At 63.4% G+C, this 14,868-nt stretch carries 15 protein-coding genes; 8 read left to right on the top strand and 7 right to left on the bottom strand.

Going from position 1 to position 14,868, the window contains the following annotated elements:
* Positions 1–135 precede the first annotated feature (135 nt).
* On the top strand, positions 136–588 hold the full coding sequence (locus tag O2S87_RS03495; protein ID WP_475407417.1) for a DoxX family membrane protein: 453 nt from the start codon (positions 136–138) through the stop codon (positions 586–588).
* Between the two features lie 111 nt (positions 589–699).
* Here the strand turns inward: O2S87_RS03495 and truD are convergent, their stop codons facing one another.
* A complete protein-coding gene (gene truD / locus O2S87_RS03490) occupies positions 700–2,067 on the bottom strand; it encodes a tRNA pseudouridine(13) synthase TruD (RefSeq protein WP_475407414.1) in 1,368 nt (455 codons plus the stop codon).
* 193 nt (positions 2,068–2,260) lie between these two features.
* Here truD and yciH point away from each other — a divergent pair, with 193 nt between their 5' ends.
* Positions 2,261–2,557, top strand: a complete 297-nt coding sequence (gene yciH, locus O2S87_RS03485) for a stress response translation initiation inhibitor YciH (protein ID WP_475407413.1) — start codon at positions 2,261–2,263, stop codon at positions 2,555–2,557.
* An 84-nt stretch (positions 2,558–2,641) separates the two neighbouring features.
* A complete protein-coding gene (locus O2S87_RS03480; RefSeq protein WP_475407412.1) occupies positions 2,642–3,121 on the top strand; it encodes a phosphate-starvation-inducible PsiE family protein in 480 nt (159 codons plus the stop codon).
* A 3-nt stretch (positions 3,122–3,124) separates the two neighbouring features.
* Here the strand turns inward: O2S87_RS03480 and pth2 are convergent, their stop codons facing one another.
* Positions 3,125–3,463 (bottom strand): peptidyl-tRNA hydrolase Pth2, encoded by a 339-nt coding sequence (pth2, locus tag O2S87_RS03475; protein WP_475407411.1) that lies wholly within the window; start codon positions 3,461–3,463, stop codon positions 3,125–3,127.
* Positions 3,464–3,777: 314 nt separating this feature from the next.
* On the opposite strand from pth2, the gene O2S87_RS03470 reads away from it, so the two are divergent.
* The 4 genes from O2S87_RS03470 to O2S87_RS03455 all read left to right on the top strand — a co-directional run bounded on the left by O2S87_RS03470 (position 3,778) and on the right by O2S87_RS03455 (position 8,280).
* Positions 3,778–5,841, top strand: a complete 2,064-nt coding sequence (locus tag O2S87_RS03470) for a cation:proton antiporter domain-containing protein (protein WP_475407410.1) — start codon at positions 3,778–3,780, stop codon at positions 5,839–5,841.
* 78 nt (positions 5,842–5,919) lie between these two features.
* Positions 5,920–6,555, top strand: coding sequence for a dCTP deaminase (gene dcd, locus O2S87_RS03465; RefSeq protein WP_475407409.1), 636 nt, complete (start codon positions 5,920–5,922; stop codon positions 6,553–6,555).
* Complete coding sequence (locus tag O2S87_RS03460; RefSeq protein ID WP_475407408.1) at positions 6,552–7,460, top strand: thiamine-phosphate synthase family protein; 909 nt, start codon at positions 6,552–6,554, stop codon at positions 7,458–7,460. Before dcd ends, O2S87_RS03460 begins: the two co-directional genes overlap by 4 nt.
* Positions 7,461–7,500: 40 nt before the next feature.
* Positions 7,501–8,280: a class I SAM-dependent methyltransferase gene (locus tag O2S87_RS03455; RefSeq protein WP_475407407.1), complete on the top strand. Its 780-nt coding sequence runs from the start codon at positions 7,501–7,503 to the stop codon at positions 8,278–8,280.
* Positions 8,281–8,300: 20 nt separating this feature from the next.
* On the opposite strand, the gene O2S87_RS03450 is transcribed toward O2S87_RS03455, so the two are convergent.
* Complete coding sequence (locus O2S87_RS03450; RefSeq protein WP_475407406.1) at positions 8,301–8,801, bottom strand: metal-dependent hydrolase; 501 nt, start codon at positions 8,799–8,801, stop codon at positions 8,301–8,303.
* Positions 8,802–8,886: 85 nt separating this feature from the next.
* Positions 8,887–9,816, bottom strand: a complete 930-nt coding sequence (locus O2S87_RS03445; RefSeq protein ID WP_475407405.1) for a sulfide-dependent adenosine diphosphate thiazole synthase — start codon at positions 9,814–9,816, stop codon at positions 8,887–8,889.
* A 121-nt stretch (positions 9,817–9,937) separates the two neighbouring features.
* Between O2S87_RS03445 and O2S87_RS03440 the strand changes: the two genes are divergently transcribed.
* On the top strand, positions 9,938–10,948 hold the full coding sequence (locus O2S87_RS03440) for a glutathione S-transferase family protein (protein ID WP_475407404.1): 1,011 nt from the start codon (positions 9,938–9,940) through the stop codon (positions 10,946–10,948).
* A gap of 18 nt (positions 10,949–10,966) precedes the next feature.
* Here the strand turns inward: O2S87_RS03440 and O2S87_RS03435 are convergent, their stop codons facing one another.
* The 3 genes from O2S87_RS03435 to O2S87_RS03425 form a co-directional block, all read right to left on the bottom strand.
* Entirely contained in the window at positions 10,967–13,117 is a 2,151-nt protein-coding gene (locus tag O2S87_RS03435; RefSeq protein WP_475407403.1) for a hypothetical protein, read from the bottom strand.
* A gap of 80 nt (positions 13,118–13,197) precedes the next feature.
* Positions 13,198–13,947, bottom strand: a complete 750-nt coding sequence (locus tag O2S87_RS03430; RefSeq protein ID WP_475407402.1) for a 4-phosphopantoate--beta-alanine ligase — start codon at positions 13,945–13,947, stop codon at positions 13,198–13,200.
* A gap of 56 nt (positions 13,948–14,003) precedes the next feature.
* Entirely contained in the window at positions 14,004–14,858 is an 855-nt protein-coding gene (locus tag O2S87_RS03425; RefSeq protein ID WP_475407401.1) for a pantoate kinase, read from the bottom strand.
* Positions 14,859–14,868: the final 10 nt, after the last annotated feature.

The following is a 14,868-nucleotide window of genomic DNA, read 5'->3' as shown; positions in this document are numbered from 1 at the left end:
CAGAGACATCCATGTCACACAGCTGTCCATCTTCATCAGCTATTGATCGCCAGCCCCGCGAACGGCGTCCCATTTCCTGGAGTTGATTGGTCAGCTACGGCGTTAGAACTTGTGGGTAAGAGACAGGCCTACACGATGCTGCTGGTGCGGCTCATCGTCGGCTACTGGTTCCTCCACGCAGGGTGGGCCAAGTTCGCCTTCGTCGCTGGCGAGCCGTTCGACGCGACGGGCTACCTCGCCAACGCTGAGAGCCCCATCGCGTGGCTGTTTGCGATCGTCACCGAGACGCCGTGGCTCCTGGACTTGACGAACTTCATGATCCCGACCGGCGAGTTCCTCATCGGACTGGGGATCATGGTCGGGGCCCTGACGCGGTTGGCCGCCTTCTTCGGCGGCTTCCTGATGGTGCTGTTCTACCTCGGGAACGCCGACTGGGCCAACGGCCTCGTCAACGGTGATCTGATGGGACTCATTCTGTTCGGCATCGTCGCGGTCTTCGCCGCCGGCCGTATCCTTGGGGTCGACGGCGTCGTCGAAAACACCGAGTTCGTCGAACGACGGCCGTGGCTTCGCTACCTCCTCGGGTAGCACCCCTGGCTGTCCGTTCACTATCTTCTCCTTTTGACTCGTGGCCGCTAATCAGAACCGGCTCACAGAGGCTTCGAGAGGGCTAATTGCGAGACCTCTTGGCAGATTGGTTCAGAGCTCAAGCGGTCCGGTCTTTATATACTCGCGCATCAGCGCGGTCGCATACGAGCCGCTCGGCAAGGCGAACTCGAAGCAGAGATCATCCGGGTCGACCGTCAGATCGGTCCGAACCAAAATCGCTCGTCGGGTCCCGGTCGACTCGAAACTGCCGGGCAGATCGAAGTCGACCGGGTCGAGATCCAACTCATCGAGAATTTCACGTTCAATCTCGCCCGGCTCTCCGTCGGCCAACTCCGTGTCGGTGCCGACAAGCGGCGCGGTGACGAACGCCCGCCCGCGCGAGCAGTGGCGTTCCATCACGTTCACTCGCTTGTCCGATACCCGCTGGAGGCGGTCGGTGTCGGGCGCGTACAGGCCGCCCGGAGCCTCGCGGTCGACGAAACAACACACGTCACCTTCGACAGGGCGATCAAACGGAATCTTGCGGCGCAGACGCTCCGACAGAATCCGGTTGAAGACGTACGACTGGGCCGCATTGATAAAGAGTCGCTGGAGGTTCCACGGCACCGCTTCGAGCGCGTTGCGGAAATCGTCGGGTGTCTCGGCTCCGTCTTCGATCAGCCGATGGAGCATGGATCGCTCGAAGCCAAGATAGCCCGGAATCCGGTCGAGACACGCCTGCCAGTCAGGGTCGTCGGAGGCGGCCTGGTCGGCGACGAACTGCCGGGCTTCGCGTGTCGACTCGCGTTCGGTCTCGAAGGGGTTGGCGACGTACGAGAGGACGGCTTCGCGCCACTCCCGGCGGACGATGTTGAGCCCGACCTCGTGGGTGACCGGTCGCTGGCTGCCGAAGCGTTGTTGGCCGAACCAGTTCGGTACTCCAGCCGTCCGGTCGGTTCCGTCGTTCGCGCCGTCGACGAACTCGCGGAGGGCTGCGGTGGTCCGTTCGGTCAGTTCGGTCGCGTTGGGGGCGGCCTCTCGAACCCGGATCACGAAGCGATTGCCGTGCAGGTCGCCGAACGAGATCGAGCGACCGGTCCGGCCCAGGACCTCGATCTCCGCGCCGTCGACATCCAGCGCGGCAACGGCCTCGGGGTCGACGTCCCGAATCGAAAACAGTTGGGTGGTGACGGCGTGTTTGTCCTTCGTTCCGGCCCAGGCGACGCGCTCGCGGCTGATTCCCATCGCGTCGGAGACGCGGGCAGCGAAATCGTTGGTGTCCCACTGCTGGAGGGTGGCCCGCAGGAGGATTTCGGGGTAGGCTCCGGGGTCGGCGTCAATTGGTTCGGGATCGAAGTTCTCGATCTCCTCGACGTGGAAGTCTTCGGGTTCGACGCGGAGCCGACCACCGATTCCGTCGACGTCGCTCACGTAGTAGTCGATGCCGACCGCCTGTTCGATGGGGTGGGCCTCACGCACGGCGGCTCACCTCGTCGGTGGTCGCACGCTGTCGCGAGCGTCGACCGAAAGCTCGATACATACCTCCGGGTTGCGGCCCACACACATCCACCTGTCCCTTCGTGACTGCTGCGCTGGGACCATCCTGCTTGGTCGACACTCGCCTAACCCGAATTAAACCAAGACGTATGTGCCGGAGTCACGTACATCGATTGTGGTTGACGACATCACCGGCCTTCCAGACGATCTCGACCTCGATATCGAGGAAGATCTCGACCGTACAGAAACCGTCCTCAGCGTTCGCATGGAGTCCCGCCGCTACGGCAAACCGATGACCATCGTCGAGGGCTTCGAGAACACGAACATCGACCTCAAGGAGCTGGCCTCAGGGCTCAAACAGCGACTCGGCGCGGGCGGCACCGTCGAAGGCGAAACGATCGAAATCCAGGGCGACCATCAGCGTCGACTGCCCGAGATCCTCCGCGAGGAAGGGTTCACCGTCGACGCCTGAGCCGTGTCAGCGCTGCCGACCTAATCGGGTTGTCCTCCAGAGCGCCAATCAAAGGGGCGACGAACCACACCGGCCTCCGAATCCATGAGCGATGACGACCCGTCCACGCCGTCGCTGTCGGAACGGTACTCGCTGCTCGTCGAGCGGTTCGTCCACGGCGTCGAGTTGGCCGCCGCGACGGTGTTTGCGATTCTCTTTGCGGTCGGCGTCGTCGACTTGATCCTCCAGATCGTCGGGGCGGTACAGAGCGGCAGTATCACCGATCCGCTCGTGGTGATCGGCTTCATCGACACCGGACTCCTGCTGTTGATTATCGTCGAAGTCTACCAGACGGTACTCGCCTACGTCGAGGAGAGCAACACCCGGCGGATCGTCCAACTGGTGATCTACACCGGCGTGATCGCAATGGTCCGCAAGGCGATCATTTTCCGGACCGGCGAGTACGCGACCCTCCAGGACGCACTGATGGCTGCCGGTGCGTACACACTCCTGATTTTCGGGCTGGTGGCGTTGCTGTTCGCCGAGCGGGTCTACGGCGGTGCGTCGCCGCTGGAATCCGACTAAAAATCAGTACAGCGAGAGCTCGCCAGTCACGCGGTCGACGAGGTTCTCCTCGCCCGGTCCGATCGCAATCGCCGTGGGCGTGCCGGGTTCGAGTTGGGTGTGGCCCGCATCGCGGATGATCGCATGCGGGAGGCCGTCGCGACGGGCTTTGTCAGCGAGTTCGAACAGCGTCGACTCGTCTTTGGCTTTGACGACGATCTTTTTCTGGCCGCCGCCTTTCCACGCCTTTCGCGTCTTTCGGTCAGTGTCCTCGTAGGCCGACAGCGAGGCGTGGGCGACTTGGGCAGCGAGCTTGCCCTTCCCCATGCCGACGTCAGTGCGGGCGGCGATGACCTGTTTCATACACGAGCGTCCGAGTGCGCGACGTAAGTGTGTAGCCATCGAGAGCGTCCTGCCACCGTGAACACACCACCGCCGAAACTGGGTGTGGGTTCCAACGTCGGCGGATCGTCGCCTCGACGCACTGCGCTGTGGGGTGGGTGGCATCTCGGCCATTCTGAGATTCTATAGAAATAACACACCGCTCCGATTAATGATTCAGTTTTATCGGCGAAATAGCGAAGTTTTATTACAATTGGTCGGAGAACGAGACAACTACCGCTGGCCTGCCCAGGTCGGTGGCAGTCACCAACGTACGATCACTTTCCCGAGCCATTATGATACAACTCTTAATCGTCGACTTTCCGTCGCTCCCCGTCGAGGAACCAGTGTACGTCTTTGCACTCGCACTCTGTACGTTCCTACTCGGTCCGCTGGCGATCAAGCGAGTCGGGCTCCCAGGCATCGTCAGCGTCGTTCTCCTCGGCGCGCTCCTCGGGCCGAACGGCCTCGGTATCGTCGAGCATAGCGACGCCATCATGCTGCTCGGCGAGGTCGGACTGATCTACCTGCTGTTTACTGTCGGGCTGGAACTCGACTTGCAGGGGTTCTCCAAGGCCCCGGAGAACGCAGCGCTTTTCGGCCTCGCGAGCTTCGGTTTTCCCTTCGTGATCGGGACCGCTGTCTGTGTCGCACTCCTCGGGCTGAACGTCTGGGCGGCGATGCTGCTGTCGGCGGTGTTCGCCTCTCATACGTTGTTGGCGTATCCGGTCGTCAACCGGCTCGGGGTGACCCAGAACCGGGCGGTCACCGCCGTCTTCGGTGGCATCCTGTTTACTGACACGCTCGCGCTGTTCGTCCTGCCGCTGGTCACCGGTGCGGTCGACGGCGGGCTCACTCCCGGACTCTTCGGCAGCGTCGTCGCGTCGCTCGCGATTCTTTTCGCGTCGATCTGGTTCGTCGTCCCGCGGATCGGTCGGTGGTTCTTCCGGAACCTCAGCGACGAGAGCTACTTCGAGTTCCTCTTCGTTGCGGCGGCGCTTTTCGCGTCGGCGAGCCTCGCCGAACTGCTCGGGGTCGCACCGATTCTCGGCGCGTTTCTCGCCGGGATCGCGCTCAACCGTCTCGTCGCCCGCGGCGGGACGCTCCTGAACCGCATCGAGTTCGTCGGCAGCGCGCTGTTCGTCCCGTTTTTCCTCCTTCACGTCGGAATGCTCGTCGATCCGGCCGTGATCCTCGACGGCGTCGAGACGCTGTGGATCGCGGCGGTGATCATCGGCGTCATGCTGGCGACGAAGTGGCTCGCCGCGTGGTTCGTCGCCCGCATTCAGGGGTACGACGCCGCTGAGCGGGACGTCATCTTCGGGCTTTCGATCGGCCAGGCGGCCGCCGCGCTTGCTATCACACTCATCGGCTTCGAGCGGGGGCTTTTCGACGCCGCGGTCCTCAACGCGGTCGTCCTCATGTTGCTCGTCACGGCGGTGCTGAGCCCGTGGCTCACCCAGCGGGCGGGCCGTCGACTCGCGCTCTCCGAACAGGTCGAACCCGACGACGGATCGCCGACAGACCTGCGAATTCTCCTGCCGCTGTCGCACGGAGCGAAGCTCCAAAAACGGCTGCTCGAACTCGCGCTCGTGCTCAAAGACGAGGAGGGCACCGAACCGGTCCACGTGCTCACGGTAGTCCAGCCCGACGGACAGGGCGGCACCGAATCGCGTGTCTCGCGTGCACGTCGCGAACTCACCGAACTCACGGCGGTCGGCGACGCCGCGGAGGTGCCGGTCGACATCGAGACACGGGTGAACCACAACGTCGCCTCCGGCGTCGCCCAGAGCGCCCTCGAAGTCGAGGCCGACGCGGTGCTGATGGGCTGGGACGCGACGACGACGCCGTTCAGCCAGCAGATGTTCGGCAGTGTTATCGATCAGGTCCTCCGTCGGACGCGCCTGCCGGTGGTGATCTCGCGGCTCGGCCACCCGATCAACACGACGCGTCGGATCTTCGTCGTCCTGCCGATGGGCGTCGACCACCACGAGGGCTTTTTCGAAGCACTGAGTCTGCTCAAACGGCTCGCCGCCCGACTCGGTACGCCGATGACTGTCCTCGTCGTCGACGGCAAGACCCACCAGTTCGAACGGCTCTTCGAACTCGTCGATCCCGAACTCCCCGCCGACTTCGAAGCGGTCCGGTCGTGGAACGCGCTCGGTTCGTGGCTGCGCGACGAAACTGAACCCGACGACCTCGTTACCGTGCTCTCGCCACGTCGGGGAGACGTCGGCTGGCACGACCAGCTCGCACGTCTGCCGGGCCAGCTCGCCGACCTCCCGCCGCATTCGTTCGTCGTGGTCCACCCTCGCAAGGGCGACCCGGAGTACGATCGCCGCTTCCTCCGGTTCGAGTGACGGGGGTCGAAACGACGTCGTAGCCCCAACGCAGCCGAGACCGGGAGGTTTTACACCGCCGCGCGCACTCTCCCGCGTATGATACTGTCGGACACTGATCTACTCGAACGGCTGGGTGAGGGTGATCTGGTCGTCGACCCGATCGACGACCTCGACACCCAAGTCCAACCGGCGAGCATCGATATGCGGCTCGGCTCGGAGTTCCTCGAATTCCAACGAACGAATATTCCCTGTATCCACCCCAATCGCGCCGACGAGGTCGACGAGTACGTTCGCGAGACCTACGTCGAAGAGGGCGACGAGTTCATCCTCCATCCGGGTGATTTCGTTCTCGGAACCACCAAAGAGCGCGTCGAGATCCCACCGGACCTCGTGGCGACTGTCGAAGGCCGCTCATCGTTCGGCCGTCTTGCGGTTGTGGTCCATGCAACTGCCGGGTTCATAGATCCAGGATTCAAGGGCCAGATCACGCTCGAACTCTCGAATCTCGGCGCGGCACCGGTCGCCCTCTCGCCGGGGATGCGCGTCTCCCAGCTCGTCTTTACCGAACTCAAATCGCCGTCGACTCGGCCCTACGGCAGCGAGCGCGGCTCGAAGTACCAAGACCAGGCCGGGCCGAAGGCTTCGAAGATTCAGGACGACCCCGAGTTCGAAACCCCAGGGACCGACGAAGCCAAACCCACGAGTGACCAACGGAACGACACTCGCACATGAAATTTATCGAAGAACTCGTCGTCGAGGAATTCCTCCCGACCGTTCGGTCGATGCTGGCCGAATCGCTGCGGGCCCGCGATCTGACCCAGCGAGAGGTCGCCGACGTGCTGGGAATCAGCCAGTCGGCGGTCTCGAAGTACGCCCACGGCGAGGTCGCCCGCAACGACCGGATCGCTGCCGACGATCGAGTGGTCGACCTCGTCGAACAAGTCGCCGACGGGCTGGCAACTGGCGATATGAGCCGCGTCCAGGCACTCGTCGAGATCGAGGTGCTGATCCGCCAACTCGAAGATGGCGATTTGCTGGCCGACCTCCACGAAGGGGCGATGCCTGCGCTCACCGAGGCCGATGTCGACTTCTCGGTGCACGATCCCGACAGCCGTATCCGAACCACCGAGCAAGTCCGCTCGTCGGTTCGTCGGGGACTCCGCACGCTGACGAGTACGAGCGGCTTCGCCTCCCTGATCCCCAACGTCGGATCGAACCTGGTCGAATGTCTTCCCGACGCGACGACCGTCGACGACGTGGCGGGCGTCCCAGGGAGGATTTTCGATATCAAAGGTCGGGCGACCGTTCCGTCGGATCCCGAGTTCGGCGTCAGCGAACACGCCGCCTCGGTGCTGCTCGCGGTTCGAAACCACGGCGTCGACGTGTTGGCCGGACTGAACATCGCCTACGACCCAGAACTCATCGAGGAGTTTGGGGACGCTGACTACACCTGCGTCCAGTTCGATTCGGAGGCCAGCGAGGAGCTCGAAACCACCATCGGTGAGGCACTCGCGGACGCGGAGCTGACTGAGACGTTCGTGCTCTACCAAACCGGCGGCTTTGGGATCGAACCGATCACCTACGTACTCGGCCCTGACGCCCAGACAGTCGCCACTGCGGTCCGGTCAGTCGTCTGACAACGACCTGTTTTTTCCTGCTTCGTGTGGTCGACTTCCTATGAGCGACCCCGTTGGCTCTCCGAGCGACTCCAGTGGCTCCACGAGCGACTCCAGTGGCTCCACGAGCGACTCCAGTGGCTCCACGAACGACTCCAGTAGCCTCACGAGCGAGCCGGTCGGTCCGACACAGCGTTTTTATACCCGATGGGCGTGGCTCTACGACCTCGTCGCGGTCCACACGCCCGGTATCGGCTCGCTACGGAGAGCGGCCGTCGACCGTCTCGATCCCCAACCCGGTGACACGGTCGTCGAGATGGGCTGCGGCAGCGGGGCGAACCTTCCATACCTCCGAGATCGTGTCGGTCCCGAGGGACGGGTGATCGGCGTCGACGTCAGTCCGGGTGTGTTGGCTGTCGCCAGAAACCGAGTCGAGCGGAACGGATGGGCCAACGTCCACGTTGTTCGTGGGGATGCAAGCCGACCACCAGTAGACAGTCAGAGGGTCGACGGCGTGTTCGCCTCATTGGTCGTCGGGATGTTCGCCGATCCGGCCGAAGTCATCGACACCTGGGCCGACCTCGTCGGACCCGAGGGTCGGCTCGGCCTGTTCGATCTCGCGCGGACCAGTATCCCACGAGCGAGGCCGCTTAACGGGCTGTTTCGACTGTTCGTCACAACCGCCAATCCGCGGTCAGTTCGGCAGTCGACCGCCCCACTGACCAGACTCGACCGGCGGGTCGACGCTGCTCACCGGCAGCTCCACGAACGCTGTGGCAGTTCCAAATCCGACACACACGCACTCGGGTTTGCTCGGGTGAGCGGTGGGACGGTCGACTGAGCGAATGCACCCGAAGTAAGCTACACCACCGTCACGAGCAGGGTTGCAGCGAGCGCCACTGCGCCAACGCAGAAACAGAGCCGGTTGGCCTGCGGGTTTTTCGACGGCGTCAGGTCGAGCGAGTAGTGCCAGTTCGAGAGGGGCCGAAACGGCCACAGCCCCATCGGTGTGACGAGATCACCTGCGAGGTGGCCCACGACGGCGAGCGTCGACGCACCACCGAACCAGACTGCCAATCCGAGTGGTAGTGAGCGACTATTTATATACCAGTTGCCGAGAACCACGCTGAACCCAACTACGAGGGCAACCAGCAGGCCGACACCAACGGCGAACCAGACGGTGTGTGTTGGGCCACGATGGGAAACGCGATCGGTGTAGGTGTCGAGATCCGGCAGCGGCCCCAGGGCCATCATCAAAAAACCGGTACAGAGCGCGATCAGTGGTTGGCCGGTCGACACGAGCACCCCCGCAAGCGGCGCGAACAGCAGTAGCGAGATGCCGACATGACCGAGCACGTACATACGAAGTGGTGGCTGGCAGTCGGCAAGAACGGTTCGCCGAGTAGGCACCGCATAAATAAAACGAGGGTCGAGAGTAGAACCGATCTCAGTCGTCAGCGGGCGACGGCGCGACCGAGAAGTCGACGGCTGCACCGTCTTTGCCGAGTTCGTCGAGCGCGATTGAGGCGGCGCGTTTGCCCGACAGCAACATCGCACCGAACGTCGGGCCCATTCGCGGCAGGCCGTGGGTGGTCGCCGTTGCGAGACCCGTGGCGATTACGCCGTCGTGGACGACGCCGGTCTCGGTGACGACGACGTCCTCGCTCTCGGTGACCCACATCGAGTCGTGGCCCGGCGAGTCGTGGCCCGGCGCGCCGTACTGGCCGTCTTCGCTCCGGTCCATCCCGGTGTTGTGCTCGGCGGCGTGGGCGATCCCCGGTGCGTCGAGAACGTTCCGTTCCTGAAGTTTCGAGACGACGACCGCCTCGTGGCCCGTCGCGTCGATGACGAGGTCGGACTCGACGGCGATCGGGTCGACGCACGTGAGCTCTCGCGGCAGGGCGTGGACGGGTGTCCAGTTCATGACGATGCCCGCGACGCGATGGTTCTCGCGAACCACGATGTCGGTGAACTCGGTCATGTTCTGGATTTTGGCACCAGCATCGCAGGCGGCCTTGATAAGTGCAGAACAGGCGTGTGGTCCCTTTGCTGTATACAGGCCGTCGGCTTCGTCGCTCTCGTCGTACGGAACGTCGAGTTCGTCGAGGACCTCCTGGGCGGGGTCGCGCACGGTGACCGTGTTCATCAAAAAGCCACCAAGCCAGAAGCCGCCGCCGAGGTAGTTGTTCTTCTCGACGACCATGACCTTCACACCCTGTTCGGCGAGTTCTTTGGCGGCCATCAGGCCGGATGGCCCCCCGCCGACGATGATCACGTCGCTCTCGGTGAAGTCCATGAACTCCTCGCTCCACTCTTCGGTGATCGCGCGCGTTACTTCCGCTTCGTCCGCCTGACTGAAACCGCTGAATTCGGACATACCACCTAGTAGTATTTCTTAGTGGTACAAGTGGTTTGTGATCCGTCAGTTGGTGTGGGTGGTAACACAGACACAACCGCAAGCAACCCTTTTCAGCGTCTATGGGCTACAATCAGTATCTATGAATATGCTCGTCGACGGCAAATGGCGGACCGATGCGTTTCAGGCGACAAACGAAGAGGGGGCCTTCGAGCGGCAGCGGACCCCCTTCCGAAACTGGATCGCAGGCAGTGAGGTACCGGACCACGTCGACGCAGAGCCTGACGACCGCTTCGAGGCCGAAGCCGGTCGCTACCACCTCTACGTCTCGTTGGCCTGTCCATGGGCCCACCGTGCCCTGCTCGTCCGCGCGCTGATGGGACTCGAAGATGCCATCGACGTCTCGGTAGTCGACCCCTACCGCGGCGAGGATGGTTGGCAGTTCAGCCCCGACAAACCGGGCTGTACCGAAGATAAACTCCACGGGAGTGAGTACCTCCGAGAACTCTACGTCAAGGCCGATCCCGACGCCACCTGCCGGGTGACCGTGCCGGTGCTGTGGGACACGAAAGAAGAAACCATCGTCAACAACGAATCGAGAGAGGTCATCCGGATGCTCTCGACGGGTTTCCGGGAGATCGCCGAGCGGGACGTCGACCTCGCGCCCGAAGGGATCTGCGAGGAGGTCGACCGAATCATCACCGACATCTACGAGCCGATCAACAACGGCGTCTATCGCGCCGGATTTGCGACTAAGCAGAAGCCCTACGACGAAGCCGTCGACGAACTGTTCGACGCACTCGACCACTGGGACGAGGTCTTGGCCGACCAGCGGTTCCTCGCTGGTGGTCAACTCACCGAGGCCGACATCTGTCTGTTTACCACGCTGATCCGCTTCGATCACATCTACCACACCCATTTCATGTGCAACGTGCAGTACATCCACCAGTACGACAATTTGTGGCCGTATCTCCGGGATGTCTACCAGCAGCCCGGTGTCGCCGAGACGGTCGACATCAGCCACATAAAGGAACACTACTATACGACCCACCCCGATGTGACGCCCCACGGAATCATCGCTAAAGGACCGAATCTCGACTTTTCGGCCCCGCACGACCGCGACCGGCTCGCGGCCGCCGCCGACCCGCAGTAGTCGGCGACTACCTATCGGCTACAGTTTTTCGGCTGCCTGCGCCTGTTCGGAGCGTCGACGCGACTGATCGAGTCGACGCTCGGCTGCTCGTTCGAGGTCGTCTGTGAGGTCGTCACTGGCTTCGGCGAGGCGTGTCGCTGTTCGTTCGAGTCGGTCCTGGACGTTCGCAAGACTCTGGTCGGCCTGCTCGCGATCCCCCGCGGCGGCCCGGTCGGCGGCCCGGCGAGCGGCCTCGCTGACCGCTTCCAGTGCCCGCCTCAGACCCTGAATCGCGTTTTCCGACCCGTCACCGTCCTCACCGTTTTCGTTTGAATCGTTATCCCCGTCGCTATCGTCACTGCCTTCCTCGTCGACGGCGGCCACGGCCGCACTCGTCTCGTCGGCCACGTCGGCGAGATACTCGGCGAGCGAGCCTTTGCCTGTCCTGGGATTTTCGATGCGAACCCCCTCGTTGTCCGTCGGATTGACGCGCTCGGCACCGATTTCGTCGTCGCTATCTCGAACCTCCGTGGTGTAGGCCCCGCCACGGTGGACGTAAACGGCGTCCGATCCCGAGAGTGGGGCGTCGTATATCCGCCCGGCAAAGTCGTCTTCAAGTGCCATGTTCGTGATCTTGCTATCTGATCCCTCGGCGTCGACTTCGAGTTTGGTGGCGTTCTCGCGGGCGACCAGTGGGATTCGGCCGTCGACGCCTGCCGTGGTTGGGCCAGCGTCCTCGGCGTCTTCAGCGTCTCCTTCGGTTTCTCCGCGGACCGAGAGCGTCTCGCTGTGCGGTTCGACGCCAGCGGCGTTGATCGTCAGCCGGTGGTCGCCCTCCGGGACCCCCTGCATCACTGCGAGGCCGCCGAACGTCGGGACGGCTTCGGGCTCGCTTTCGAGCAGAGCGAACGCCTCGGTCGACAGCGCTCCGGTCGTCAACCCCTCGCCGTCGGGGGCGTCGTCCGAACTGATCGCCTCCGAAATGTTGGCGACCACGCTGTTGACCGACGCTGGCTCGCCGATGGCGTCGAACCGCTCGGCCAACGTTTCGCGGTGGTTCGAGTCGGTGATGTCGGCGGCTGGCTCGGTGTACCGGGGTTGGTCCCATGGCACCCCGGCGGTCGTGATGTGGCCCGCAACCGCGTTTTCGGCGAACTCGGGGATCGAAAACTCGAAACTGAGCTGTGGGCCGGTGAATTCCGTAATGTGTTCGACCTCGCTGGTCGGAACGAGGTCGTACTCGACGTCGACCTCGGTACCGCTATCGGACGACCGGCCACCGTGGCCGAAGACGAGTCCGGTCGCGCGCGCTGGCAGGTCTCCTGGCGGCGAGGTGAGATCGCTGAACGAACTCACGGTCAGGTCGTCGGTGATCAGATCCTCGCGGCCGACCGACGGAAGCCGGTCGTGTTTGTGGATGAGTTCGCCATCCAGTTCCGGGATTACATACGGTAGTCGTGACCCCTCGTCTCTTGGGAGCCCGTAAGCAATCGGGATGTTCGCCACGTCTTCGAGCGTCTCGATGGCGCTGTTGGTGATGTCGGCGAGCGTGCCGTCTCCCGAGAGTCGCTCGAACCGGTCGGCGATTTCGTTCATCGACAGTGCACTCGAATGCGAGCCGAGTTCCGAGAGGATTCGGGGCTGTTGGTCGGAGTCTGGATCCAAGAACTCGTTGTTGGGCACGCGCCCGGAGTGCGAACTCGCGACGTACAGCTGTGGCTCGCCCGAATCGGTGTCGACGAAGACGTGCAGCACCTCCCAGTCGTGCCAGTGGAAGTTGGTGGTAAACTGATCGAACGCCGAGTAGTACCAGAACTGAACGACCGCCAGCGGCGAGGCCTCGTACTCGACGGCGTGGTAGAACAGCGTCGGCTCCGGCGGCTCGCCCGACTCGTTGGCCGCCGCGGTGTAGCCGTCGAAGGCGTCGAAGCCGTCGACCACGGTCTCGTCGTCCTGTTCGGATTCGTACGTGCTGGGATCGGTCGGGAACCACTTTTCGTGCTCGTCGAAATACAGCGTCGGCGCGAACCGTTCGGCGAGTTCGCGGGCTCGCTCCTCGGAGAGTTCGCTCGTCCCGGCGTCCTCACCCGAACTAAAGACCGTACAGCCCGCGAGCGAGGCGGCTCCGACCGAGCCGATGGATGCGAGGACCGTACGACGATCAACTGGAAGGCTGTCGGCGTTTGTCATCGCTGAGTACACCCGGAAGTCAGCGGCTGCGGAAACATGGTCGCCTTTTCTCGGGTCGACTGATAGGTCTTCTGGACGGGTTACTTTAACTTCCCCTCTCGGATCGCAGCCTCTGCATCGCTGAGTGCGGCCTCGGGATCGAACACGTCTACGATCCCCGCCAGCGTCTCACGATCCGTCGACTGGAGATCGCGGGCGTGGGCGGTTATGTTTGGGACTGCTCGAATGATGTTGTCGACGACCGGGATCGCCGCCACTTGTGCCGACCGCGAGAGTGGATTGAGGTCGATCACGATCTCGGTTTTGCCCATCTCGCCCAGTGCTTCGGCGCGGTCGCCGTCTTCGAGTGGCACCAACACCACGTCGGCCGCGCCGATGCCGTCGGCGTCGACCTTGGCTCGCTCGTGGCTCAGATTCGGAATCCGACCATCCGCAGTAAGTCCCTTGACGTCCTCGGCTCCATGTTCGCGGAGATGGGCCGCGATGGCCTCCATTCGCTCGGGCGTGCGATTGAACAGGTTGATCTCGATGTCGGCCTCCACTGCCTCGGCGAGGTCGACGATCTCCTCGGCGACGAGCGCGGCGACGTTGCCGTTGACCGACAACACTGGATGCTCGGCCAACAAGAGCTGGGCCGCCGCAGCGCGTTCGGCCGCGTCGGCGCTTTTGATGGTCCGTTCGCCTAATAAGTAGTCGAAGGCTTCGCCCCGACCTTCGGCGATTAGGCCCTGCCTACTCGTGATTCCCTTGTCGACGCCCGCCTCGATTCGGTGGCGCGTCAGTAACGACTGGTACCGTGGGTGATCTTCGGGCAGATCAGTCTCACTCATTACCCATTCGTTCGACTCCGACGGCAAAACGTTCGCTTTTCGTGTCGTCTCGATGCTCAGATGTCGGTGTCGGTTTCGACCAGCCGCCCACCACCGACATCTGTCCGACAGACCGACGGATCGTAGCCCGCATCCGATAGCCCAGTGCCGGTTGCAAAGACGGTCCGACCGAGCATCGCCATCGCAGCCTGTCCGCCAACCGCCTCGACGGCCGCAATCGCCTCCCGAACGTCGTCGGTCAGCAGGTCGGCGTCGACGGCGAACTCATATGAAGCATTTATAAACTGGTCGACGGTCGGCTCAGCCAGCAGCCCGCCGAGGGCAGCTTCTCCGGCCGTCGAAAGTCGGTCTGTGTCGCCCGACAGCACGGTTTCGGTCGACAGTTCGCCGAACGTCACGTATTCGATCCGGGCCCGCGCCGGGATGCCATCGAGCGTGCCATAGCGAGGACTGCCGGGCTCGCGGCGGATCGGCAGCCCGCCGCGAGCTTGGGCAACCACATCACCGAGGCCGGTTTCGGCTTCGACCTCCGCGCAGTGGGCCAACTCGATGAGTTCGTTTTCGGTCTTCTCGCAGTCGAAGGCGGCGTTTGCGGCGAGGGCGGTTCCCAACGCCATCGCACCGGAGACGCCGAATCCTGATCCGATGGGGAGGGGTGTCTCAGCGTCGACGCGGGCCGCGACTCCGAGGTGGTCGATGACCGTCTCGACCGGCGTGATGTCGACGGATTCACCGTTGAGTCGAACGTCGGAGCCGCGGCCAACGGTGACGGTGACGCCATCCGAGAGCGTGATCCCTCCGCCGCGGCTCCCCGCCCGTGCGGGATCGGGATCGGGATGGGCGCTGAAAAAGCCAGTAATGTGGCCCGGGACGAACGCCGTCGCCCGCGGTCGACCGTCGGCCTGATTCATACAGTCACCA

It is taken from the genome of Halohasta sp. A2 (genome assembly GCF_056175805.1).
This window is presented reverse-complemented; position numbering and strand designations above follow the sequence as displayed.

What these genes read in the sequence shown, in the direction of transcription:
- O2S87_RS03435 (WP_475407403.1), bottom strand. Translation starts at nt 13,117, where the DNA reads ATGACAAACGCCGACAGCCTTCCAGTTGATCGTCGTACGGTCCTCGCA.
- O2S87_RS03460 (WP_475407408.1), top strand. Translation starts at nt 6,552, where the DNA reads ATGAAATTTATCGAAGAACTCGTCGTCGAGGAATTCCTCCCGACCGTT.
- O2S87_RS03470 (WP_475407410.1), top strand. Translation starts at nt 3,778, where the DNA reads ATGATACAACTCTTAATCGTCGACTTTCCGTCGCTCCCCGTCGAGGAA.
- O2S87_RS03430 (WP_475407402.1), bottom strand. Translation starts at nt 13,947, where the DNA reads ATGAGTGAGACTGATCTGCCCGAAGATCACCCACGGTACCAGTCGTTA.
- O2S87_RS03495 (WP_475407417.1), top strand. Translation starts at nt 136, where the DNA reads ATGCTGCTGGTGCGGCTCATCGTCGGCTACTGGTTCCTCCACGCAGGG.
- O2S87_RS03440 (WP_475407404.1), top strand. Translation starts at nt 9,938, where the DNA reads ATGAATATGCTCGTCGACGGCAAATGGCGGACCGATGCGTTTCAGGCG.
- dcd (WP_475407409.1), top strand. Translation starts at nt 5,920, where the DNA reads ATGATACTGTCGGACACTGATCTACTCGAACGGCTGGGTGAGGGTGAT.
- O2S87_RS03445 (WP_475407405.1), bottom strand. Translation starts at nt 9,816, where the DNA reads ATGTCCGAATTCAGCGGTTTCAGTCAGGCGGACGAAGCGGAAGTAACG.
- pth2 (WP_475407411.1), bottom strand. Translation starts at nt 3,463, where the DNA reads ATGAAACAGGTCATCGCCGCCCGCACTGACGTCGGCATGGGGAAGGGC.
- O2S87_RS03425 (WP_475407401.1), bottom strand. Translation starts at nt 14,858, where the DNA reads ATGAATCAGGCCGACGGTCGACCGCGGGCGACGGCGTTCGTCCCGGGC.
- O2S87_RS03480 (WP_475407412.1), top strand. Translation starts at nt 2,642, where the DNA reads ATGAGCGATGACGACCCGTCCACGCCGTCGCTGTCGGAACGGTACTCG.
- O2S87_RS03455 (WP_475407407.1), top strand. Translation starts at nt 7,501, where the DNA reads ATGAGCGACCCCGTTGGCTCTCCGAGCGACTCCAGTGGCTCCACGAGC.
- O2S87_RS03450 (WP_475407406.1), bottom strand. Translation starts at nt 8,801, where the DNA reads ATGTACGTGCTCGGTCATGTCGGCATCTCGCTACTGCTGTTCGCGCCG.